Annotated in this window: 24 protein-coding genes and 4 tRNA genes; 8 read left to right on the forward strand and 20 right to left on the reverse strand. The window is 69.7% G+C overall.

Features of this window, described 5'->3' with window-relative positions; translation table 11 throughout:
• Positions 1 to 2: 2 nt before the first annotated feature.
• The 8 genes from secD to HQ314_RS01510 all read right to left on the reverse strand — a co-directional run bounded on the left by secD (position 3) and on the right by HQ314_RS01510 (position 7117).
• Positions 3 to 1766, reverse strand: coding sequence for a protein translocase subunit SecD (secD, locus tag HQ314_RS01475; RefSeq protein ID WP_222649064.1), 1764 nt, complete (start codon positions 1764 to 1766; stop codon positions 3 to 5).
• 182 nt (positions 1767 to 1948) lie between these two features.
• Positions 1949 to 2353: a preprotein translocase subunit YajC gene (gene yajC, locus HQ314_RS01480; RefSeq protein WP_081821185.1), complete on the reverse strand. Its 405-nt coding sequence runs from the start codon at positions 2351 to 2353 to the stop codon at positions 1949 to 1951.
• Positions 2354 to 2466: 113 nt separating this feature from the next.
• Positions 2467 to 3504 (reverse strand): Holliday junction branch migration DNA helicase RuvB, encoded by a 1038-nt coding sequence (gene ruvB, locus HQ314_RS01485; RefSeq protein ID WP_222649495.1) that lies wholly within the window; start codon positions 3502 to 3504, stop codon positions 2467 to 2469.
• Positions 3505 to 3545: 41 nt separating this feature from the next.
• Positions 3546 to 4148, reverse strand: coding sequence for a Holliday junction branch migration protein RuvA (gene ruvA / locus HQ314_RS01490; protein WP_027505227.1), 603 nt, complete (start codon positions 4146 to 4148; stop codon positions 3546 to 3548).
• Positions 4145 to 4741 carry a crossover junction endodeoxyribonuclease RuvC gene (ruvC, locus tag HQ314_RS01495; protein ID WP_027505226.1) on the reverse strand — a complete coding sequence of 199 codons (597 nt, stop codon included), beginning with the start codon at positions 4739 to 4741 and terminating at the stop codon, positions 4145 to 4147. The genes ruvA and ruvC overlap by 4 nt, the downstream gene beginning before the upstream one ends.
• A 107-nt stretch (positions 4742 to 4848) precedes the next feature.
• Complete coding sequence (locus tag HQ314_RS01500) at positions 4849 to 5604, reverse strand: YebC/PmpR family DNA-binding transcriptional regulator (protein ID WP_027505225.1); 756 nt, start codon at positions 5602 to 5604, stop codon at positions 4849 to 4851.
• Between the two features lie 41 nt (positions 5605 to 5645).
• The gene (gene pdxT, locus HQ314_RS01505) at positions 5646 to 6269 is read right to left on the reverse strand and encodes a pyridoxal 5'-phosphate synthase glutaminase subunit PdxT (protein WP_222649066.1); all 624 of its coding nucleotides are present in this window, start codon (positions 6267 to 6269) and stop codon (positions 5646 to 5648) included.
• Positions 6266 to 7117, reverse strand: a complete 852-nt coding sequence (locus HQ314_RS01510) for an acyl-CoA thioesterase II (RefSeq protein WP_222649067.1) — start codon at positions 7115 to 7117, stop codon at positions 6266 to 6268. The genes pdxT and HQ314_RS01510 overlap by 4 nt, the downstream gene beginning before the upstream one ends.
• A gap of 135 nt (positions 7118 to 7252) precedes the next feature.
• On the opposite strand from HQ314_RS01510, the gene HQ314_RS01515 reads away from it, so the two are divergent.
• Positions 7253 to 7864, forward strand: a complete 612-nt coding sequence (locus HQ314_RS01515; protein WP_222649069.1) for a hypothetical protein — start codon at positions 7253 to 7255, stop codon at positions 7862 to 7864.
• 30 nt (positions 7865 to 7894) lie between these two features.
• Here HQ314_RS01515 and pdxS read toward each other — a convergent pair whose 3' ends face one another.
• From pdxS to HQ314_RS01565, 10 genes are all read right to left on the reverse strand, one after another.
• A complete protein-coding gene (gene pdxS / locus HQ314_RS01520; RefSeq protein WP_051613209.1) occupies positions 7895 to 8830 on the reverse strand; it encodes a pyridoxal 5'-phosphate synthase lyase subunit PdxS in 936 nt (311 codons plus the stop codon).
• A 96-nt stretch (positions 8831 to 8926) separates the two neighbouring features.
• Positions 8927 to 9943: an NUDIX domain-containing protein gene (locus HQ314_RS01525; RefSeq protein ID WP_222649071.1), complete on the reverse strand. Its 1017-nt coding sequence runs from the start codon at positions 9941 to 9943 to the stop codon at positions 8927 to 8929.
• Complete coding sequence (locus HQ314_RS01530; protein WP_027505220.1) at positions 9943 to 11067, reverse strand: glycosyltransferase family 4 protein; 1125 nt, start codon at positions 11065 to 11067, stop codon at positions 9943 to 9945. Before HQ314_RS01530 ends, HQ314_RS01525 begins: the two co-directional genes overlap by 1 nt.
• On the reverse strand, positions 11064 to 11978 hold the full coding sequence (locus HQ314_RS01535) for a phosphatidylinositol mannoside acyltransferase (protein WP_056444780.1): 915 nt from the start codon (positions 11976 to 11978) through the stop codon (positions 11064 to 11066). The genes HQ314_RS01530 and HQ314_RS01535 overlap by 4 nt, the downstream gene beginning before the upstream one ends.
• The gene (gene pgsA / locus HQ314_RS01540; protein WP_056444783.1) at positions 11975 to 12658 is read right to left on the reverse strand and encodes a phosphatidylinositol phosphate synthase; all 684 of its coding nucleotides are present in this window, start codon (positions 12656 to 12658) and stop codon (positions 11975 to 11977) included. Before pgsA ends, HQ314_RS01535 begins: the two co-directional genes overlap by 4 nt.
• A gap of 7 nt (positions 12659 to 12665) precedes the next feature.
• Complete coding sequence (locus HQ314_RS01545) at positions 12666 to 13226, reverse strand: HIT domain-containing protein (protein ID WP_027505217.1); 561 nt, start codon at positions 13224 to 13226, stop codon at positions 12666 to 12668.
• Positions 13223 to 15286: a threonine--tRNA ligase gene (thrS, locus tag HQ314_RS01550; RefSeq protein WP_222649496.1), complete on the reverse strand. Its 2064-nt coding sequence runs from the start codon at positions 15284 to 15286 to the stop codon at positions 13223 to 13225. Before thrS ends, HQ314_RS01545 begins: the two co-directional genes overlap by 4 nt.
• A 137-nt stretch (positions 15287 to 15423) precedes the next feature.
• Positions 15424 to 16179 carry a (2Fe-2S)-binding protein gene (locus HQ314_RS01555; protein ID WP_222649073.1) on the reverse strand — a complete coding sequence of 252 codons (756 nt, stop codon included), beginning with the start codon at positions 16177 to 16179 and terminating at the stop codon, positions 15424 to 15426.
• The gene (locus HQ314_RS01560; protein ID WP_222649497.1) at positions 16158 to 16595 is read right to left on the reverse strand and encodes a TIGR02611 family protein; all 438 of its coding nucleotides are present in this window, start codon (positions 16593 to 16595) and stop codon (positions 16158 to 16160) included. The genes HQ314_RS01555 and HQ314_RS01560 overlap by 22 nt, the downstream gene beginning before the upstream one ends.
• A gap of 150 nt (positions 16596 to 16745) precedes the next feature.
• Positions 16746 to 16817, reverse strand: a tRNA-Val gene (locus HQ314_RS01565).
• Positions 16818 to 17053: 236 nt separating this feature from the next.
• Between HQ314_RS01565 and HQ314_RS01570 the strand changes: the two genes are divergently transcribed.
• The 3 genes from HQ314_RS01570 to HQ314_RS01580 all read left to right on the forward strand — a co-directional run bounded on the left by HQ314_RS01570 (position 17054) and on the right by HQ314_RS01580 (position 17343).
• Positions 17054 to 17126: transfer RNA gene (locus tag HQ314_RS01570), tRNA-Gly, on the forward strand.
• 50 nt (positions 17127 to 17176) lie between these two features.
• Positions 17177 to 17247: transfer RNA gene (locus HQ314_RS01575), tRNA-Cys, on the forward strand.
• A gap of 21 nt (positions 17248 to 17268) precedes the next feature.
• Positions 17269 to 17343, forward strand: a tRNA-Val gene (locus tag HQ314_RS01580).
• Positions 17344 to 17389: 46 nt separating this feature from the next.
• Here HQ314_RS01580 and HQ314_RS01585 read toward each other — a convergent pair.
• The gene (locus HQ314_RS01585; protein WP_162246765.1) at positions 17390 to 17632 is read right to left on the reverse strand and encodes a hypothetical protein; all 243 of its coding nucleotides are present in this window, start codon (positions 17630 to 17632) and stop codon (positions 17390 to 17392) included.
• Between the two features lie 204 nt (positions 17633 to 17836).
• On the opposite strand from HQ314_RS01585, the gene HQ314_RS01590 reads away from it, so the two are divergent.
• Positions 17837 to 18133: a hypothetical protein gene (locus tag HQ314_RS01590; RefSeq protein ID WP_162246766.1), complete on the forward strand. Its 297-nt coding sequence runs from the start codon at positions 17837 to 17839 to the stop codon at positions 18131 to 18133.
• 3 nt (positions 18134 to 18136) lie between these two features.
• Positions 18137 to 18673 carry a GNAT family N-acetyltransferase gene (locus HQ314_RS01595; RefSeq protein ID WP_027505214.1) on the forward strand — a complete coding sequence of 179 codons (537 nt, stop codon included), beginning with the start codon at positions 18137 to 18139 and terminating at the stop codon, positions 18671 to 18673.
• Between the two features lie 22 nt (positions 18674 to 18695).
• Here the strand turns inward: HQ314_RS01595 and zapE are convergent, their stop codons facing one another.
• Positions 18696 to 19706 carry a cell division protein ZapE gene (gene zapE, locus HQ314_RS01600; RefSeq protein ID WP_027505213.1) on the reverse strand — a complete coding sequence of 337 codons (1011 nt, stop codon included), beginning with the start codon at positions 19704 to 19706 and terminating at the stop codon, positions 18696 to 18698.
• 25 nt (positions 19707 to 19731) lie between these two features.
• Between zapE and HQ314_RS01605 the strand changes: the two genes are divergently transcribed.
• A complete protein-coding gene (locus HQ314_RS01605) occupies positions 19732 to 20496 on the forward strand; it encodes a pyrimidine reductase family protein (RefSeq protein WP_081821184.1) in 765 nt (254 codons plus the stop codon).
• Between the two features lie 4 nt (positions 20497 to 20500).
• The gene (locus HQ314_RS01610) at positions 20501 to 22078 is read left to right on the forward strand and encodes an alpha/beta hydrolase (protein WP_222649075.1); all 1578 of its coding nucleotides are present in this window, start codon (positions 20501 to 20503) and stop codon (positions 22076 to 22078) included.
• Positions 22079 to 22088 lie beyond the last annotated feature (10 nt).

Consider the following 22088-nt stretch of genomic DNA (forward strand, 5'->3'; position numbering starts at 1 on the left):
GGTCAGGCCTCCTTGCTTGGGCCGGCTGCCGCGGTAGCAGCATCGCGGGTGGTCTTGGCGGCGGCAGCGCGTTTGCGCGCGCGGGCGATCTCCTGGACGGCACCGAGACCGTTGATCGACGGCTTGGACCAGAACTCGGACCGCGAGGCAAGGTTGACCAGTGGCCACGTCACGAGTATCACGATGACGATGTCCAACAGGGTCGACAGGCCGAGCGTGAACGCGAAGCCGCGCACCTGACCGACGGCGAGCACGTACAGCACCGCCGCCGCGATGAAGCTCACCGCGTTGCCGGACAGGATGGTGCGCCGCGCACGGGCCCAACCACGCGGAACCGCCGAGCGGAAGCTGCGGCCCTCGCGTATCTCGTCCTTGATGCGCTCGAAGAACACCACGAACGAGTCGGCGGTCATACCGATACCGATGATCAGACCGGCGATGCCGGCGAGATCGAGCGTGAACGAGATCCATCGACCGAGCAGTACGAGGATCCCGTAGATGGCGACCAGCGACAGCACCAGCGACAGCGCCGTGAGGATGCCGAGCATGCGGTAGTAGAGGAGGCAGTAGATGAGGACGAACACGAGACCGATGGCGCCGGCGATCAGGCCTGCCTCGAGCGACGCGAGTCCCAGCGTCGCCGACACTGTCTCCGCCTCGGAGGCGGCGAAGGACAACGGCAACGATCCGTACTTCAGCGTGTTGGCGAGCTCGCGGGCACTGTCGGCGGTGAAATTGCCGGTGATCTGCGTGGCGCTGCCCGCGGGGGTCGCGCCCTGGATGACCGGTGCGCTGACGACCTTGGAGTCGAGGGTGAACGCGGCCTGCTTGCCGATGTTCGCCGACGTGAACTGAGCCCAGGTGTTGCCACCCTCGGTGGTGAAGCTGAGGGAGACGACGTTGCGGGACTGCTGGGTGTCGAACTGCGAGCTGGCGTCGGCGATCTGCTGTCCGTCGATGATCGACGGCTCGAGGATGTAGACCGCGGTGCCGTCCGTGGAGCAGGCGACGAGCGGCAGGGCCGGATCGTCGTTGCCCTGCAGGGGGTCGGGCGCGGAGCAGTCGATCGTGGCCATGGCCTGCTGCTGCACGGTCGGGTCGGTGCTCTGCCGCTGCGCCTTCGCCTCGGCGATCGCGTCGGCGGTCTCGTCCGCCGACGACGCGGGCGGGGCGGCACCGGGCTCGGAGGCGGAGGTGTCGGACGGCGCGGGTGTCTCGGACGGAGCAGATGTCTCGGACGGGGCGGGGGTGTCCGTGGGGTCCTGCGCCGGGAAGGGCCGGTTCTGCGGCGCCGGTGTCGCGGGAGCCGTGGTGGCCGCAGGGTCGGCAGCCGTGGGGTCGGCAGCGGGGTCGGTCGCCGCGGGAGCGGGAGTGCCCGCCGGAGTGGGGGCCTGGGACGTCAGCACCGGGCGGATGTAGAGCCGGGCCGTCTGACCGAGTGTGCGGGCCTGCGAGCTGTCGTCGCCGGGAACCGTGATGACCAGGTTCTGACCGTCGACGACCACCTCCGAGCCGGAGACACCGAGACCGTTGACGCGGGTCTCGATGATCTGCTGCGCCTGACGCAGGCTCTCCTGGCTCGGGGCGCTGCCGTCGGGCGTGCGCGCGGTGAGCGTGACGCGTGTTCCACCCTGCAGGTCGATGCCCAGCTTGGGAGTCGGGGACTTGTCACCGGTGAAAAAGACCAGGACGTACACGAGGGCGATGAAGACGCCGAACACGGCGAGATACCGCACCGGATACGAGGATCCGCTGGATGGGGCCACGGTGAGTGCTTCTCCTGAGTGAGACGGACCGGCTGGAGGAGACGGACCTGCTGCTGGTCGGACGGGGGTGGAGCGCGGCGGCGGCGGGCGTCACGGACGGCCGGAGCCTGACCGACCGTACCCTCTCCACAACGACGCACCGCCCCCGAGGACGACCTCGGGGGCGGTGTATCCGCTTTGTCTCACTCCTTGGTGAGTCGTGCCTGCGATCGGCCGTCGTCCGCTCCGCCGAGGCCGTTCTCCAGGCTGTCGACGCGCGATCCGGCGTCGCTGTGGTCCTCGAAGTCGCTGGTCGGAGCGGCGTTCTCCGCAGCCGACTCGTCCAGCTCGTCCTCGTCGGGCAGCACGTCGCGCACGACGGCACGCGACCAGGTGGTGATGATGCCGGGAGCGATCTCCAGGTCGACGGTGGTCTCGGTGAGTCCGTCGACGAGGCCGTGCAGCCCGGACGTGGTCAGGACGCGATCACCGATGGACAGCGCTTCCTGCAGCTCGACCGTCTTGGCCACCTCACGCTTCTGGCGGCGGATGCCGAGAAACATGGGCACGAGCAGGGCGAGAACGAGAAGCGGAAACAGCAGTTCCATCAGAAACGTCAATCCTTAGATCTTGGGACTCGGAACCTTCAGTGTGCCACGTTCGGCCGGGCGATCGGGCGTGTCGACCGCCCGAAACGCCGGGATCGTCCGGATCCACCGGCTCAGGTCTCGTCGAAGAGCGTGCGTTGCGGCTCGTTCGTCCGCACCGAGATGCCGCCGACCGCGAGATCCGGCGGGGGTGTGAGACCCATCCGTTCCCACGCGGCGGCCGTGGCCACCCGACCGCGCGGCGTCCGCGCGATCATGCCCGCGCGGACGAGGTAGGGCTCGCACACCTCCTCCACGGTGGCCGGTTCCTCCCCGACCGCGACCGCGAGCGTCGAGACCCCCACGGGCCCGCCGCCGAAGCTGCGGACGAGTGCGCCGAGCACGGCCCGGTCGAGGCGATCGAGGCCGAGCTCGTCCACGTCGTAGACCTCGAGCGCCGCCCGGGCGACCTCGAGTGTCACGCGGCCGTCGGCACGCACCTCGGCGTAGTCCCGCACCCGGCGCAGCAGGCGGTTGGCGATGCGGGGTGTGCCGCGCGATCGTCCCGCGATCTCCGCGGCGGCATCCGCCTCGATGCGCACTCCGAGGATTCCCGCCGACCGCGTCAGGATGCGCTGCAGTTCGCGGGGGTCGTAGAAGTCCATGTGCGCGGTGAAGCCGAAGCGGTCGCGCAGCGGGCCGGTGAGGGCGCCGGACCGGGTGGTGGCACCGACGAGCGTGAACGGTGCGACGTCGAGCGGGATCGAGGTGGCGCCCGGCCCCTTACCGACGACCACGTCGACGCGAAAGTCCTCCATCGCCAGGTACAGCATCTCCTCGGCCGGCCGCGCGATGCGGTGGATCTCGTCGATGAAGAGCACGTCACCCTGGACGAGGTTGCTCAGCATCGCCGCGAGGTCTCCCGCTCGTTCGAGGGCCGGCCCGGACGTCAGGCGCAACGCCGAGTTCAGCTCCCCCGCGATGATCATCGCCATGCTGGTCTTGCCGAGTCCGGGCGGACCGGACAGCAGGATGTGGTCCGGTGTTCCGCCGCGTTGCGTCGCGCCCTGCAGGACGAGCTGCAGTTGCTCCCGCACGCGGGGCTGACCGATGAAGTCGTCGAGCGACTTCGGCCGCAGACTCGCATCGAGATCGCCGTCGTCCGGCACCATCTCGGCGGTGACCAGTGAGTCATCGGTGCCGTCCGGGTCCGTCACCGCGACCTGCCCAGGCTCACCAGGGCCGAGCGCAGAGCCTGCGCCGTTCCGACGGCGGGGTCGTCTGCCAGCACGGCATCGACGGCGGGCTCGGCCTGCTTGGCCGGGAACCCGAGGCCGAGCAGCGCCTCGACCACCTGATCACGCACCGGGCCCGACGAGTGGCCGGGTGCGGCGACACCGGCCGGACCGGACACCACCGCGTCCACCTTGTCGCGCAGTTCGACCACGAGACGCTCGGCGCCGCGCTTGCCGATACCCGGTACCCGCATCAGGGCCGTGACGTTGCCGTCGGTCAGCGCGGTGCGCAGCGCGTCGGGTTCGAGGACGGCGAGCACGGCCATGGCGAGCCGGGGACCGACGCCGGACACCGTCTGGAGCAGACCGAAGAGATCGCGCGACGTGGCGTCCGCGAAGCCGTACAGCGTCATGGAGTCCTCGCGCACGATCATCGAGATGACCAGGCGCGCCTCGGTTCCGCGAGAGAGCCCGGCCAGCGTCGCCGGCGTCGCATTGACGCGGTAGCCGATGCCTGCCGCTTCCACCACCGCGTGGTCGAGGGCGATCTCGAGCACCTCGCCCCGTACCGAGCTGATCATCGCGGTTGCGCTCCCGTCCTCGCGGCGGCCCGCACGGCCGCGCGCTGCTGCTTCAGTTTCTTCTCGTACGCGGCCTTCGCCGCGGCCGCCTGCGCCTCGGCGGCGGCCATCCGCGCCATCATGGGTGCCCGCCAGCAGTGACAGATCGCCAGGGCGAGAGCATCGGCGGCGTCGGCGGGGCGGGGGGCCTGCTGCATGCCGAGAATGCGGGTCACCATGGCCGTCACCTGAGCCTTGTCCGCGGTGCCGTTCCCGGTGACAGCGGCCTTGACCTCGGACGGAGTGTGGAAGGCGACCGGGATACCGCGCCGGGCGGCCGCGAGGGCGATCACTCCCCCGGCCTGCGCGGTGCCCATCGCGGTGCGCACGTTGTTCTGGGAGAACACCCGCTCGACGGCGACCACCGTGGGCCGGTGGGTGTCCAGCCAGTACTCGGCGGATTCGGCGATCAGGAGAAGTCGCTGCGCCAACTCCATGTCGGCCGGCGTCCGCACCACGTCGACGTCGAGCGCCGTGACCGCTCTGCCTGCGCCGGACTCGACCAGGCTCAGTCCACACCGGGTCAGCCCGGGGTCGACTCCCATGACACGCAACGCCCACTCCCTCACCGGATTCGGCCGCTCCGGACCTTCGAACACGTAGAACTGTTGTTCGATACCTTAGCGGCGAGTCGGTGACGAGTGTGGGCGGCGCGCTGGAGTCAGTCCTCGTCGAGCTGCGCGAGCACCTCGTCGGACAGATCGACGTTGGACCACACGTTCTGCACGTCGTCGCTGTCCTCGAGCGCATCGATCAGCTTGAACACCTTGCGCGCTCCGTCGACGTCGACGGGCACACTGACGGACGGCTGGAAGCTGGCCTCGGCGGAGTCGTAGTCGATGCCCGCCTCCTGCAGCGCGGTGCGCACGGCGACGAGGTCGGTCGGCTCCGAGACCACCTCGAAGGTGTCCCCGTTGTCGTTGACCTCCTCGGCGCCGGCGTCGAGCACGGCCATGAGGACGTCGTCCTCGGACTGGCCGTTCTTCTCCAGCGTGACGACGCCCTTGCGGGAGAACAGGTAGGACACGGAACCCGGGTCGGCCATGTTGCCGCCGTTGCGAGTCATCGCGACACGGACCTCGCCGGCCGCGCGGTTGCGGTTGTCGGTGAGGCACTCGATCAGGACGGCGACACCGTTGGGCCCGTAGCCCTCGTACATGATGGTCTGCCAGTCGGCGCCGCCCGCTTCCTCACCGGCGCCGCGCTTGCGCGCACGCTCGATGTTGTCGTTGGGGACCGAGGTCTTCTTCGCCTTCTGGATGGCGTCGTACAACGTGGGGTTACCGACGGGGTCACCACCACCCGTGCGCGCGGCGACCTCGATGTTCTTCACCAACTTGGCGAAGGACTTCGATCGGCGGGCGTCGACGACAGCCTTCTTGTGCTTCGTGGTCGCCCATTTGGAGTGGCCGCTCATCGGCAATAGCCCCTTTCGTACCGGCAGAGAACGTGCCCATCTTACGCGGGCGTGGACGAGGTCCTTCGCTCCCGCACCATGTCGGCGAACAGGGCGTGGACCCGGCGGTCCCCCGTGACCTCGGGATGGAACGACGTCGCGAGCACGTCGCCCTGCCGCACGGCGACGACGCGGCCCGCCGCGGGACCCTCCGGGACGGTGGCCAACACCTCGACTCCGTCGCCGACCCGCTCGACCCACGGCGCCCGGATGAACACGGCACGCATCGGCTCGCCGCCCACCCGAGCGACGTCGAGGTCGGTCTCGAAGGAGTCGACCTGACGACCGAAGGCGTTGCGCCGCACCGTGATGTCGAGGCCGTCGAGATGCACGGCATCCGGGGTGGTGTCCAGGATGTCGGAGGCCAGCAGGATCATGCCGGCGCAGGACCCGTAGGCGGGCATACCGGCCGCGAGGCGCTCGCGGAGCGGATCGAGGAGATCGAAGATCCGCAGCAGCTTCCCCATCGTGGTCGACTCGCCGCCGGGCAACACCAGACCGTCGACGGCGTCGAGTTCCTCGGGACGGCGCACCGTCACCGCGCTCGCACCGGCGGCAGTGAGCGCCTCGAGATGCTCTCGCACGTCACCCTGCAGCGCGAGCACTCCGATGGTCGAAGCTGTCACCGTGACGTCTCGAGGCCCGGCGTGTGCTGCGCCGAGCGGTCGTAGCGCATCAGACCCTCCTGCGTGACGGCCGCGACCATCCGGCCCTGACGGTCGTAGATCCGCCCCTGAGTCAACGCGCGGCCGAGGCCGGCGGAGGGCGACGTCTGGTCGTACAGCAACCACTCGTCCGCACGGAACGGGCGCAGGAACCACAACGCGTGATCGAGCGACGCGGTCTGCGTGGCGACGTCCTCGTGCGGGACCTTCGCCGAACCCAGCAGCGTCATGTCCGACATGTACGCCAGAGCGCACACGTGGAAGACCTGATCGTCCGGCAGCGGATCGCGGTATCGGATCCAGACCTGTTGCTGCGCAGCAAGACTGGAGCTCCGGGTGATGCGCTCCTGCGGGACGAGCCGCACGTCCCACCGGTTCCACTCCTTGTAGAACATCTTCTGCCGCAACGCCTCGTCCTCGGCGACGTCGGGGAGGTCCTCCGGACCCACCACCGCCGGCATCCGGTCCTGATGCTCGATGCCCTCGTCCTCCACGTGGAACGACGCCGACATCGTGAAGATCGCCTTGCCGTCCTGGATGCCCGTGACCCGACGCGTGGCGAACGACCGACCGTCGCGGATGCGGTCGACCGTGAAGACGGTGGGCTCGTTCGGGTTTCCGGGACGCAGGAAGTATCCGTGCAGCGAGTGCACGCGGAACGCGGGATCCACCGTCTTCGCCGCGGACACCAACGACTGCCCGGCGACCTGGCCGCCGAACGTGCGCTGCAGCTGACTCGGGACGGAACTCCCGCGATAGATGTCGTTCTCGATGCGCTCGAGCTCGAGGATCTCTTCGATTCCGGCCATGATCACCCTTTCCGGTCGGGACAGACGGGACCTGCCCCGCGAGTACGGCAGAAGTGTCGCAGAATCGGGCCCCGGAACGACACTTCGGCCGTACTCGCGGGGGGCGGAGGCGGCACGTCGGGCAGGATCGAGGCCGTGCCCCGCTTCTCCCCCACCACTCCCGACGCGGTGGTGGACCACGTCGTGGACCGCATCGACGCCGTCGACGGACGGTGTGTCGTGGCCGTCGACGGCGCGGACGCCGCCGATCCGGTGGCCTTCGCTCAGCGCGTCGTCGCCCGGCTCCGCGCGGACGGCCGCGCCGCCGATCTCGTCTCCCTGCACGACTGGGTGCGGCCCGCGTCGCTGCGACTCGAGTACGGGCACGAGGACGAACTCTCCTACCGCACCCTGTGGTTCGACTACGACGCACTGACGCGCGAGGTGATCACGGCGGTGCGCAAACGCGATCAGTGGTTGCCCGCGCTGTGGGACGAGCGGTCCGATCGCTCCGCTCGCGCTCGGCCGCGAACGGCGGCGCAGAATCAGGTGGTGGTCGTCGCGGGCCCCATGCTGCTGGGGCGTGGCCTCGATCTCGACGTCACGGTGGCGCTGACGCTCACCGAGCGCACCGCGTCGCGCCTCACCCCGGAGGCCGAGCGCTGGACGGTGCCTGCCCTGACGGCGCACGCGGAGCACGGCGAACGGGCGGACGTCGAGGTGCGGATGGACCACCCCGACCGCCCGGCCCTGCTCGTCGAGCGCTGACCAACCCCGCAGACCGGAGGTGGTGTCAGATCACCAGCCGCGCTCGGCGAGGCGGTGCGGCTGCGGGATCTCGTCGACGTTGATGCCGACCATGGCCTCGCCCAGGCCGCGGGAGACCTTGGCCAGCACGTCCGGGTCGTCGAAGAAGGTGGTCGCCTTGACGATGGCGGCGGCGCGCTGCTCGGGGTTGCCGGACTTGAAGATGCCGGACCCGACGAAGACACCCTCGGCACCGAGCTGCATCATCATCGCGGCGTCCGCCGGGGTGGCGATGCCACCGGCGGTGAACAGGGTGACGGGGAGCTTGCCCGCGCGGGCGACCTCGACGACGAGATCGTAGGGAGCCTGCAGCTCCTTCGCGGCGACGTACAGCTCGTCCTCGGGCAGCGACGTCAGGTGGCGGATCTGGTCACGCAGGGTGCGCATGTGCGTGGTCGCGTTGGACACGTCACCGGTGCCGGCCTCGCCCTTCGAGCGGATCATGGCCGCGCCCTCGGTGATCCGGCGCAGCGCCTCGCCGAGGTTGGTCGCACCACAGACGAAGGGAACCGTGAACTTCCACTTGTCGATATGGTTCGCGTAGTCGGCGGGGGTCAGCACCTCGGACTCGTCGACGTAGTCGACGCCGAGGCTCTGCAGGATCTGTGCCTCGACGAAGTGGCCGATGCGCGCCTTCGCCATGACGGGGATGCTGACCGAGGAGATGATGCTGTCGATCATGTCGGGATCGCTCATCCGCGAGACGCCGCCCTGTGCGCGGATGTCCGCGGGCACCCGCTCGAGAGCCATGACGGCGACGGCGCCGGACTGCTCGGCGATCTTCGCCTGCTCGGCGGTGACCACGTCCATGATGACGCCACCCTTGAGCATCTCTGCCATACCGCGCTTGACGCGGGCGGTTCCGGTGGACGGAGTGGCGTCCTGCTCGGACGGGAGGGTGGTGGTCACGGTGATCTCCTCAGGCATGCGGGAATGTGTGCACCGCGAGCCTAGGCTCGGCTGGACCTCGTCGCGATAACCACTTCGACCGCACTGGCCCGCTATGGCTGCCATCACACCAGGTCAGTGGATGGCGCGCACGTCCGGATCGGTGCGGAGAGCCAGCACCGTGTCCGCCTCGTCGAGCAGCTCCGCCATCGCGCGCGGATAGACCGCGTCGCCCGAGGCGGCCAGTGACCGGATCTCGTCCGCCGTGCACCAGCGATGTCCGGTGACGACGCGTCGCTCGAGCTCCGTGAAGCCCGTGCGCACCGGCTCGAACGCCTCGGCGCGGAGAGCGAAGAACAGCTCCTCCGACCGGATCACGACGCCGTCGAAGGAGAACGTCGCGGTCCGACGCCACATGGGCCCGCGCAGGTCCTCCGCCGAGGCGACCATGCCGGTCTCCTCGCGCAGTTCGCGAACGGCGGCGTCGCGCAGGGTCTCCCCCACCTCGACGCCCCCACCGATGGTGAACCAGAAGTGCACGTCGGGCACCGACGGATCGTGACCCCGCAGCAGCAGCACGCGGCCGCGCCCGTCGAGCAGCACGACGCGCGCCGACGTCCGGGTCGACGCGCCCTCGACCTCCCCGAGGGTCGCCTCGCTCTCGGAGAGCTCGAAGTAGGTCGGCATCGCGGCCGTCCCACCGAGTCGGAGCAGGCGGACGGGTCGACGCGATCGCAGTGCGACGGTGTCGCGGACCGCGTCGTTGTGGAACCGCCGGGCGATCTGCACCCGCGCCTCCGCGTCGGCGAGTTCGGAGATCATCTGCGGGTTCAGCCGGGCGAGGTCGATGCGGCCGAGTGCGACGGACACCGCGTTCTCGGCGCGCTCCCGGTCGGCACGCTCCGCCCGTTCCGCCCGATCCGCGAGCGTCGTCAGGGTGCGGCTCTCCACCGATCCCGGCGCGTCCAGGGCGGCGGCGACCGCACGGGTCACCACCGACCGACGGGCCAGGGCGGCCTCGAGGGACTGCCAGGACCGGTCCGAGCGCACGTGCAGTCGGTCGAGACGGTGCGCCGTCGAGTACGCCCACAGGCCGAGGAGGAGGACCAGCAGTGCCACGACCACGACGGCGGCGGCCACCCAGAACGTCATCAGTCGATCACCTTCACCGTGCGACCGGCCACCGCGACCGCTTCGTACACCCGGACGATCTGCTCCGCGACGACCGGCCAGTCGTAGGACACGGCGGCGCGGCTCGCCTGGCGCACCAGGTCGGCCCGCTCGTCGTCGTTCGACAGCACGCGGATCACCGCGTCCGCCATGGCCTCGGAATCGCCCACCGGGAAGAGCACACCGGCCGTGCCGTCCCGCAGCACGCGGCGGAACGCGTCCAGATTGCTCGCGACCACGGGCGCGCCCGCGGCCATGGCCTCCACCAGCACGATGCCGAAGCTCTCGCCGCCGGTGTTGGGAGCACAGTAGATGTCGGCGCTGCGCAGTGCCGACGCCTTCTCGGCGTCCGTCGTCTGGCCGAGGAAGCGGAAGTGCTTCGCCAGATCGCCGGCCTCTCGGCACAGCTTCTGCTCGTCGCCGCGGCCCACGACCAGCACCTCGATGTCCGGGAACACCGCGGCGATGGGCCGGAGCGCGGCCAGCAGGGTCTGCATGCCCTTGCGGGGCTCGTCGTAGCGGCCGATGAACACCAGCGTCCGGCCCGGCCGGGGATACCCGGGCAACAGGGGCGCCGTCGCGAACGCGGGGACGTGGACCCCGTTGGGGATCTCCACCGCATCGGACCCCAGAGCCTCCACCTGCCACCGTCGCGCCAGCTCCGAGACGGCGATGCGCCCGGCGATCTTCTCGTGATACGGGCGCAGCACACCCTGGAAGGTGCTCAGCAGCAACGACTTCGTGGTCGAGGCGTGGAACGTGGCCACGATCGGACCGTCCGCGATCTTCAGCGACAGCATCGACAGACTGGGCGCGTTCGGCTCGTGGATGTGCAGGACCTCGAACTCGCCCTTCTCGATCCACGCCCGGATGCGGGTGTAGGTCACCGGACCGAACGCCAGGCGCGCCACCGAGCCGTTGTACGGAAAGCTCAGGGCCTTGCCCGTCGAGACGACGAAGTCGGGCAGCGCCGTCTCGTCGCTCGCCGGGGCCAGGACGCTGACACGGTGACCGCGCTGGATCAGTACCTCGGCCAGTTCCGCGACGTGCGCCTGCACGCCACCCGGGACGTCGAACGAGTACGGGCAGACGATGCCGATCTTCACCGGTCGGCCTCACCGGTCATGCGGTCACGCCGGCCCTGCGAGAGGTCGTCCCACCACAGCGGCTGCAGCATGTGCCAGTCGGCCGGATGCGCGGCGATGTTGGCGGCGAAGTGGTCGGCGAGCGACTGGGTGGCCTGCTCGACGCCGGCGGAGACGTCGATCGGGGGCTCGATCGAGAAACCCCAGCCGGTGGGGGTGAACCAGCAGTGCACCGGGAGCAGAGCCGCACCGGTGTCGATCGCGAGACGCGCGGGCCCGGCCGGCATGCGGGTCGGCTCCCCGAAGAACGTGACGGGCACCCCGTGGCGGGCGAGGTCGCGCTCACCGAGGAGGCACACGACCTTTCCGTCTCGCAGGCGCTCGGAGAGTTGCTCGAACGGCGGGCGTTCGCCGCCGCTCAGCGGGAAGATCTCGAACCCGAGGGACTCGCGGTACGCGACGAAGCGTTGGTAGAGCGACTCCGGCTTCAGCCGTTCGGCCACCGTCGTGAACTGGCCGCGGGTGCGCGTGAGCCAGACGCCCGCCATGTCCCAGTTCCCGCTGTGCGGGAGCGCGAGCACGGCGCCGCGGCCGGACGCCAGCGCCGCGTCCAGATGTTCCTGGCCGACGACGGCGTCGTCGATGGCCGCGGCCTGGGCCGCGAGATCCATGGACGGCAACCGGAACGCCTCGCGCCAGTACCGCGCGTAGGAGCGCACCGACGCCTGCACGAGGTCGTCCGGTACCGCGTCCGCGGTGGTGCCCAGCACGCGGGCGAGGTTGCGGCGCAGCTGCTCCGGTCCACCGTTGCGGCGCGCGGCGAGGTCGGCGCCGGCGTCGAAGAGTCGGGTCGCGACGCCGTCGGGCAGCGCCCGGACGACCCGCCATCCGGCGATGTATCCCGCGGCGCCGAGCCGCTCCGACAGACTCATCCAGCCGTGCTGTCCGGCTCGATCCGGTTGGCCTTCGGCTGGATCGGAATGATGTCGCGGGCACCGGCGGAGTTGCGGACGGCCAGTACACGCTGGAACACCGTGACGATGCTCGCCGCGGCCAGAAAGTACGTCGCGACGGGCAGAGCGAACTGCAGCCAGGTGAGATCGGCGAGTTGGCCGATGCCGGTGAGCCCGGATCCGACGAGGACGATCACCAGGCGGTCCGGACGTTCGATCAGGCCACCGTCGGCGGACAGTCCGCTCGCCTCGGCACGGGCCTTGGCGTAGGAGATGACCTGCGACGTGACCAGACACACGAGCATCGCGACGAACAGCGGCCGATCGTTCTGGTGGAAGACCGCCCACCACGACAACCCGGCGAAGATGGCGCCGTCGGCCACGCGGTCGCACGTCGCATCGAGCACGGCGCCGTACTTGCTGCCGCCGCCCCGCGCACGTGCCATCGCACCGTCGAGCATGTCGAACATGACGAACAGCCAGATCACCAGCGTGCCGATGAACAGATGGTCCGCGGGGAACAGCGTGATCGCGGCGACGACGCTCGCGACGGTGCCGATGATGGTGACGGAGTCCGGCGTGAGACCCGTGCTGTTGAGGGCGCGGCCCAGCGGCGCGGTGACCTTGGACGCCGATGCCCTACCGAAGATGCTCAGCACGACGGAGTCAGTCCTTCCACGCGGCGGCGAGCAACGCGCGAGTGTCTCGGAGGAGTTGCGGCATGACCTTCGCACCGCCGATGACGGTGATGAAGTTGGCGTCACCGCCCCACCGCGGGACGACGTGCTGGTGCAGGTGCTCGGCGAGCGAACCGCCCGCGGGCGCACCGAGATTGAGCCCGACGTTGAACCCGTGCGGGCGTGAGACCCGCTTCATCGTGCGGATCGCGTGCTGCGTGAACCGCATCAGCTCCACGCTCTCCTCGTCCGTGAGGTCCTCGAGGTCGGCCACCTTGCGGTACGGCACCACCATCAGGTGACCCGGGTTGTACGGGTAGAGATTCAGCACCGCGTACACGTGCTCTCCGCGCGCGACGATGAGCCCGTCCTCGTCCTCCAGCGTGGGAATCTGGGTGAACGGCTCCGACGCCATCTTGTCGTCGACCTTCGGAGCCGTCGCGATGTAGGACATCCGGTGCGGCGACCAGAGCCGCTGAAGGCGGTCCTCGTCACCCGTCCCGGTGTCCACGATGGCTCCCGCGTCGGCGGTGGCGTCGTCCTCGCTCATGCTCCGTCACTCCCGCCGGGGATGGTGTCGAAGGTGTCCGCCGTCGGGGACTCGTTGCGGCGCTGCGCCACCCAGGAGGCGACCGCCGTGACCGCGTCGTCGACGGGGACACCGTTGATCTGGGTGCCGTCGCGGAAGCGGAAGCTCACCGCACCGGCATCCGCGTCGTTCTGCCCGGCCAGCAGCATGAACGGCACCTTCTGCGTGGTGTGGTTGCGGATCTTCTTCTGCATGCGGTCGTCACTGGCGTCGACCTCGGCGCGGATGCCCGACTTCCGAAGCGCGGCGATCACACCGAAGAGGTGGTCCGCGTACGCCTCGGCGACGGGGATGCCCACCACCTGCACGGGGGCGAGCCACGCCGGGAAGGCACCCGCGTAGTGCTCGGTCAGCACACCGAAGAAGCGTTCGATGGAACCGAACAGTGCGCGGTGGATCATGACGGGGCGCGTCTTCACACCGTCGCTGCCGGTGTACTCGAGGCCGAAACGATCGGGCAGGTTGAAGTCGAGCTGAATGGTCGACATCTGCCATGTCCGGCCGAGCGCGTCCTTCGCCTGCACCGAGATCTTGGGTCCGTAGAACGCGGCGCCGCCCGGATCGGGAACGAGGTGCAGCCCGGAGGCCGCGGCGACCTCGGCGAGGGTGGCGGTGGCCTCCTCCCACACCTCGTCGGAGCCGACGGACTTGTCGGGGTTACGGGTGGAGAGCTCGAGATAGAAGTCGTCGAGGCCGTAGTCCTTCAAGAGTCCGAGTACGAAGTTCAGCGTGTTCGTGAGCTCCTCGTGCATCTGCTCGCGAGTGCAGTAGATATGAGCGTCGTCCTGCGTCATACCGCGCACACGGGTCAGACCATGGATGACGCCCGACTTCTCGTAGCGGTAGACCGACCCGAACTCGAACAGCCGCAACGGAAGTTCGCGGTACGAGCGGCCGCGGGAGTCGAAGATCAGGTTGTGCATCGGGCAGTTCATCGGCTTCAGGTAGTAGTCCTGGCCGGGCTTGCGCACCGTGCCGTCCTCGGCGAGTTCCGCGTCGAGATGCATCGCGGGGAACATGCCGTCCTTGTACCAGTCGAGGTGACCGGAGACCTCGTACAGCGTGCTCTTGGTGATGTGCGGTGAGTAGACGAACTCGTAGCCCTGCTCGACATGGCGCTGGCGCGAGTAGTCCTCGAGCTCCTTGCGCACGATGCCACCCTTGGGGTGGAAGACCGGCAGGCCGGATCCCAACTCGTCGGGGAAGCTGAACAGGTCGAGCTCCGACCCCAGCTTGCGGTGATCGCGACGCTCGGCCTCCGCGAGGAGCTCGAGGTACGCGTCGAGCGCCTCCTGCGACTCCCAGGCGGTGCCGTACACGCGCTGTAGATCGGCCTTCGACTGATCGCCGCGCCAGTACGCGGCCGAGCTGCGGGTGAGCTTGAACGCCGGGATGTACTTGGTGGTGGGCACGTGCGGTCCGCGGCACAGATCGCCCCACTCGCGATCGCCGGTCCGCGGGTTCAGGTTGTCGTAGGCGGTGAGCTCTCCCCCGCCCACCTCCATGACCTCGGGATCGTCGACCGAGCCCTTGTCGTCGACGAGTTCGAGCTTGTACGGCTCGTCGGCCAGCTCGGCCTTGGCGGCGTCGAGGGAGTCGTAGACGCGCCGCGAGAACCGCTGACCACTCTTGATGATCTGCTTCATCTTCTTCTCGAGCTTGGTCAGGTCCTCCGGAGTGAACGGGTTCTCCACGTCGAAGTCGTAGTAGAAGCCGTTCTCGATAGGCGGGCCGATGCCCAGCTTCGCGTTCGGGAACATCTCCTGGACCGCCTGGGCCAGCACGTGCGCGGCCGAGTGGCGGATGACGCTGCGGCCGTCCTCGCTGTCGGCGCGCACGGGCTCGACCTCGGTGTCCGCCTCGGGAGCCCACGACAGGTCGCGGAGTCGACCCTCCTCGTCCCGGACCACCACGATGGCGTCCGGCCCCTTGTTGGGAAGGCCGGTGTCGCGCAGCGCCGTTCCGGCGGTCGTCCCTGCGGCCACGCTGATGCGAGGTGCGAGGACAGCGGAATCGGGCATGCTCACGGTGATGCGCTCCTACGGACGTGGGTCGGTGCCGCCCGGGTGGGGCGGCGGCGACAGGTGTGGGTCGGGTGTCGTGCACAGCGTATCGGCATCGGGGACGCGGCAGACACCTCGCCCGAACGCCTGGCGCGTCAGAGAAGCGCCGACCACCGTCGGGCTCTGTCCTCGGGGGTACGACGCGGGCAGCTGACGCACATGTCGATCCCGGCCTCGAAGACCAGACAGCACGATCCACGACGGACGACACGGCGAGAGTGCGCATCCGGCGCACTCTCGGTCGCCGGTGTGACGATCGCGTCCGCCGTCACGTCCACGAAACGCGGTCCGGGGAACCGATGCGTCCGAGCCTGCGACGTGAAGAGCCGCGCCACCGCGGTGGCGTCGGCCACGCGTCCGAGTGCGGAGGCCACGTCGAGCACCCGGTTGGCCACGGAGTCCGAGGCGATCGCCCACAGGCTCGGTGCGGACAGCCCCGGCACGCGCTGTGCGAGCCCCCCGACCAGGCGTTCGACCAGGTCCGCCACGACTGTGTCCGCCGACGTCGCCACCGTGGGCGACGTCAGTGCGGCGACGGTCCCGGTGTCGCCGATCGCCACCACCGCATCGGGAGCCGTCGGGTCGACGCAGTGCCCGGTGACGAGCATCTGAGCGCCGAGGACCAGTGCGAGCGTCGAGCTGGAGCCGTACCACCACAGCGTCGCGCACGTGGTGTCCGAGACGTCGGGCCACCGCGCGGCGGACCGAGCCAGTGCGACGTCCAGCAGCGCTGGATCGGGGATGTCCCAGCCGTCCCCGGGCGGGACCACCATGAGGTTCGCGGTCCACGGCAGCGCCTTCGCGGTGCGCGTGACGACGTCCGCGGCGGTCAGAGTGGGCTCTGCAGCCACGCCCAGTCCAGGCCCACCCAACCGGCGACCAGCTCGAGGGCGCCGAGCAGCCACAGCGTGGCGAGCACGACCACGGTGGTCAACAGTGCGCCGAGTCCCTTGACGACGATGTTCTGCCGACCGAACCACTCCATGAACGTGTCGTACCGGGCCCGCACCCAGTGCAGGACGGTCTTGGCCCACGCGAACTCCGAGGCGAGGATGCCGAGACCGGCGAAGACGATGAGCCATCCGGGACCGGGATACGGGATGGCGACGATGCCGAGGGCGAGGACGACGGTTCCTACCGCGGCCACCGCGATGCGGTACGCACGATCCACGGTCGGGCGCGAGGCGATGCCGTCACGCCACTCGCGGTACCGGCTGCGCTCATCGCGCCCGCGGCTGCCGCGCTCGCGCGCTCCGGAGTCCGTCACCGCGGACGGGTCGGCAGTCGCTGCGCGCTCTGCGGGGGCGACCCTGTCTGCGGGGGCCTTGTCGGTACTCACCAGGTCACCATACCCGGGGACACCGACCTCGGAACGGCGAAAGGCCCCCGCTGCAGCGAGGGCCTGTCGTCTTCTCTGTGGTCCCGGCTGGGATCGAACCAGCGACCTTCCCGGTGTGAACGGGACGCTCTTCCACTGAGCCACGGGACCGGGCCGCGTGCGAGCACGCCGTCCGAACGAGGGGAAACGTTAACACGTCCCCGAGGGTGCTCCCAACACGGACCCCGACCCGCGCCGGCCACCGCTGCGGCCGACCGACCCTGCGGCGGTCGTGACAGGAGTGACGGCAGGGAAACACGGTGTGAACAGCGGATTTGTGACTTCCGGCCGACGTGGGCTAATGTTTCGAACCGCACCACGGAGGCGGAAACGCCACCGAGGAGTGTGCGGACGTGGCGCAGCTGGTAGCGCACAACCTTGCCAAGGTTGGGGTCGCGGGTTCGAATCCCGTCGTCCGCTCGAGGGTATCGAGTCCCCCGGTTCTCACGAGCCGGGGTTCTCGTCACCACGGTGGAGTGGCCGAGTGGTGAGGCAACGGCCTGCAAAGCCGTGCACACGGGTTCGATTCCCGTCTCCACCTCGTCACCCGTCACCGGGTCCCGCGCGATTAGCTCAGCGGGAGAGCGCTTCCCTGACACGGAAGAGGTCACTGGTTCAATCCCAGTATCGCGCACCACCACACGAAGCCCCCGTCCTCGGACGGGGGCTTCGTGCATTCCGCCTCATCCCACTCGGTACCGCTCGAACAGCTCGTCGAGGTGCCGCGTCGTCGTCTCGTCGTCGACGTAGTCCACCTCGTCGCGCGTCGTCACGTGCACGTGATCGTGGGCGTACTGGATCCACTCGAAATCCGCCACCAGCTGATCGCTGCCGTACGCGCCCGCCTCGTCGACGGCCTTCTGAACCGCTGCCTTGACCCGGTCCACGCGACCCGTGAAGTACTGCACCGTCATCTGTTCGCTCATGTCGATCCTCTCGTCGTCGCCACGCTGCGGCGTCGTGACCCCGCGCCGTCGTTCGTCCGTTCGTCGTTCATCCTCCGCCTACCCGATCGTCCGGTGTCGTGAACGACACGTCTCGGACGTCGGGAGTGAGAAGACACAACGGCGATCGCCCGCCGATCACCCGAATCGCCGTGTGCGTCCGGCGCAGGGTGATTGACTTGCCTCATGCCTACCTGGGGTTGGTTCGTCGTGGCTCTCGTGGTCATCGATCTCGCCGTCGTCGTCACCTGGTTCGCGCTGCGACACCGCACCGCCGCCGCACGGACGGAGACCGTCGACCGTCATCCCGTCGACGCCGAGACGCACACCGCCGTGGCCGCTCTGGTGCACGCGCGCAAGCCGGCGCAGGCGATGTCGCTGCTGCGCGATCGCACGGGAATGCCTCTGCGACAAGCGAAGAACGTGGTGGACGCCGTGGAGGCGACGGACCGCCCCCACGCCGCCCACCCTCGATCGGCCTGACGGGTGGCGACACAGCCCACGAGACGCGCCACGCACGCCGACGTGCCGGCCCTCGCCGATCTGGCGGGACGGACCTTCCCCCTGGCGTGTCCACCCGGAACGCTGCAGGAGGACATCGACCATTTCGTGGCGACCGTGCTGTCGGAGTCGGCGTTCCGCACCTACCTCGACGACGACGAGCGCATCGTGCGGGTTGCTCCGCAGGGCACGGCACTGGTCGGGTACACGATGCTGATCCTGTCGGCGTCGACCGACCCGGACGTGTCGAGCGCCCTCACGGCCACGGACGCCGTGGAGGTGAGCAAGATGTACAGCGACCCCGCCGCCCACGGCACGGGAGTTGCTGCAGCACTGATGGAGTCGGCCGCGGACGAGGCTCGACGGCTCGGACGCAGCGCGCTGTGGCTCGGAGTGAACCAGCAGAACGCCCGCGCGCTGGCGTTCTATCGGCGCAGCGGTTTCCGGCAGCTGGGAGAGAAGCGTTTCGCGCTGGGAGCCGTGCTGCACGAGGACTTCGTCATGCAGCGCGACCTCACCTGACGCCGACTCGGACGGTAGCGACTCAGACGGAGGCGAAGCGCGAGAGCGCCAGCAGACGCGACGTCGCGCGCAGGTACTTCTTCCGGTATCCGCCCTGGAGCATCTCCTCGGTGAAGAGCTCGTCGAGCTTCGCACCCGACACGGTGACCGGCGTACCCGCGTCGTACAGGCGGTCGGCCAGCACGACGAGGCGCAGCGCCACGGACTGGTCAGGTGCCGCGTGGACGTTCTCGATGAAGACGGCCGTGACACCCTCGATCAACTTCCCGTAGCGCGACGGGTGCAGGGTGCTCAGATGCTTCACCAGCGCGTCGAAGTCGTCGAGCGTCGATCCCTCGACGGCCGCCGCGGCGGCTTCGATCTGGTCCGCGCCGATCGGGTCCGGAGCCGGGGGCAGGTCGCGGTGCCGGTAGTCGGGACCGTCGACACGAATGGACTCGAAGATCGAGCCGAGCTTCTTGATCTCACGCAGGAAGTCCTGAGCGGCGAAGCGACCCTCGCCCAACTGGCCGGGCAGCGTGTTGGACGTCGCGACGATGGAGACGCCCTTGGCGGCCAACTCGGTGAGCAACCGAGACACCAACATCGTGTCGCCCGGATCGTCGAGCTCGAACTCGTCGATGCACAGCACGCTGTGCCCGGACAGCTCGTCGAGCGCCTTCGTGAATCCGAGAGCTCCGACGACGTGCGTCAACTCGACGAAGGTGCCGAACGCCTTGGGCTCCGGCGACGCGTGGAAGATCGACGCCAGCAGGTGGGTCTTGCCGACGCCGAACCCACCGTCGAGGTACAGACCTGCGCCGGATGCCGGCGTCTTCTTGCCGAACAGACCGCGCTTGCCGCCCGACCGGATCTTCGCGACCTTGCCGGCGAACTCCTCCGCCTTGCGCACGGCCTCGGCCTGCGTCGGCTCGTTCGGGTCCGGGATGTAGGACGCGAAACTCACGTCGTCGAACATCGCCGGCGGCACCATCTGGGCGATCAGCTGGTCGGCGGGCACCACGGGATCGCGGTCGACGAGGCGTTGTGGCATGGGACGAGGTTAACGACGTGGTGTGATGGCTTTTGTGCAGCGTATCGATAATGGGACCTACCTCACAGTGACCGACGACGATCTCACCGATCTCTACGCGTATCCGGCCGAGCTCCACTCCCCCTGGATCCGCGTCAACTTCGTGGCGGGCATCGACGGTGCGGTGTCGCAGGACGGGGTGTCCGGTGGACTGGGGACCCCTGCTGACAAGGCGGTCTTCGGCGAGCTCCGCTCGCTCGCCGACGCCGTCCTGGTGGGATCGGGCACCGTCACGGCAGAGAACTACGGAGGTGTCGAGGTGTCCGACGCGGTGCGCGCCGCGCGCACCGCGCGGGGTCAGAGCGAGGTCCCTCCGATCGTCGTGGTGACCGGCTCCGCGAGCGTCGATCCCGAGTCGACGGTGGTGACGGGCGCGGAGGTGCCGCCGATCGTGCTGACCACCTCGCACGCGCCCGAGGACAAGGTGCAGGCACTGCGCGACGCCGGGCTCACCGTCGTCCGCGCCGACGGCGACCTCACCGGCGACGTCGTGGTCGCGCTGCTGCAGGACCTCGGCCTGCAGCGAGTGCTGTGCGAGGGCGGGCCCGGACTCTTCGGGTCGCTTCTCGCCGCGGATGTCGTCGACGAGGTCTGCGTGACCACCTCGCCCACCCTCAGCGCCGGTACCTCGGGCCGGATGGCGACGTCCGATGCCGCCGTCGACCGCCCGATGACCCCGGGCCACATCCTGCTCGACGACGACGGGACCATCCTGGTGCGCTGGGTACGTGCGCGCGAGATGGCACGCTGAACGTATGCAGATGTCGAGGTTCGGGTCACGGCTCGCCGCCCTGACGGCCGTCGTCGTGGTCGCCGCCGCGTGCGGGGCCGGACCGTCGACCCGTCCGGACGTGGCGATCGAGGGTGGATCGGCCGGGTCCGACGGCGGGCCCACGACGACCGAACCCACCGACGAGGGGCCACGTCCTCTCGAGGCACCGGTCACCGACCTGAACTGGACCGACTGCACGGCCCGCACCACCGCTGCTCGCGGGGTCACGGCCGCGCCCGGAGTGCTGGTGGACTGCGCGACCTTCCCCGCTCCCATCGACCGCACCGTCGCCTCGGACGGCACGTTCGAACTCTCCGCGGTCCGCGTGCGCACGGCCGCCACGCCGGCGGACGCGGCGCCCCTGGTCTACACGTCCGGCACCGATCGACCGTCGTCCGCGGACATGGCGGCGCTCGCCGCGCAGCCGGACACCGCGCTCCTCGACGCCCACCCGATCGTCGGTGTCGATCGGCGCGGCATCGGCAACTCCGCGCCGTTCGACTGCTACTCGGGTGCCACGTCCACCCGCGACGCGCTGACCGACCTCGGGCAGTACTCACCCGGCACCGACGCGGCGGACAAGGTCGCGACCCTCGCCCGCGACGCGACGATCGCGTGTACCGACTTCCTGCTTCCCGAGGCACTCATCTTCGGGGTCACCAACAGCGCCGACGATCTCGAGGCGCTCCGGGAGGCGTGGGGAGTGCGTGCCCTGTCGCTCCTGGGATCGGGCAACGGCGCCCTCGTCGCGCTCGGGTACGCGGCCGCGTACGGCGACCACGTCGCCCGTCTCGTGCTCGATTCCCCCACGAGCGTCATCACCGACGCCGTCACCAGCGCCGAGCAGACCGTGCGCGGGGAGGAGGCCGCCCTGACGGCGTTCGCCACCCGATGCGCCGCCGTCGGATGCTCGCTCGGGGCGGATCCGCGCTCACAGGTGGTGGAGTTGTTCCGCCGCGCCGACGCCGGTGATCTCGCACCGCTGTCCGGTGCCACCGTTCGACAGGCAGTCGTCCACCTGCTGGCGCATCCGTCCACCGGCGACGGCGCCGCGCGGGTGCGCTCCACGTCGGACACGGTGGCAGGTGCGCTCGCCGGGAACACCACCGCACTCGACGACGCGGTCGACGAGGTGCGTGCTCTGACCGAGACCGACGGTCATTTCGTGAGCCGCTGCACCGACGGCCAGCAGTGGCCCGCGCCCGACCGGGTCCGGGAGCTGCAGACGTCGTGGTCGGGCCAGTACCCGGCCTTCGGTGCGACGGCGGCGTTGAACCTGCTCACCTGCTCGGCGTGGCCGGCGACCACCCCGCCGCCCGTCCCCTCCACCCTGGGGCTCCCGGTCCTGGTGCTCAGCGGGAACGCCGACGCCGTCACCGGTACGGAGCCGCTTCCGGCGGTCACGGGAGCGTTGGGCGCGGCCGGCGCGGCCACCACGACGATCACCTGGGACGGCATCGGACACCCCGTGTCGGTGGGCTCAGGGTGCGGGCGCGCGGCCGTCGCGGCGTACCTCGAAACGGGCGACGTGCCGGAAGGCGGTAATGCGTGTCCGGCCTAGTTGCCGGGGT

Origin of the sequence: Rhodococcus sp. BP-332 (assembly GCF_019836065.1) — a bacterium.
Taxonomy (GTDB): domain Bacteria; phylum Actinomycetota; class Actinomycetes; order Mycobacteriales; family Mycobacteriaceae; genus Rhodococcoides.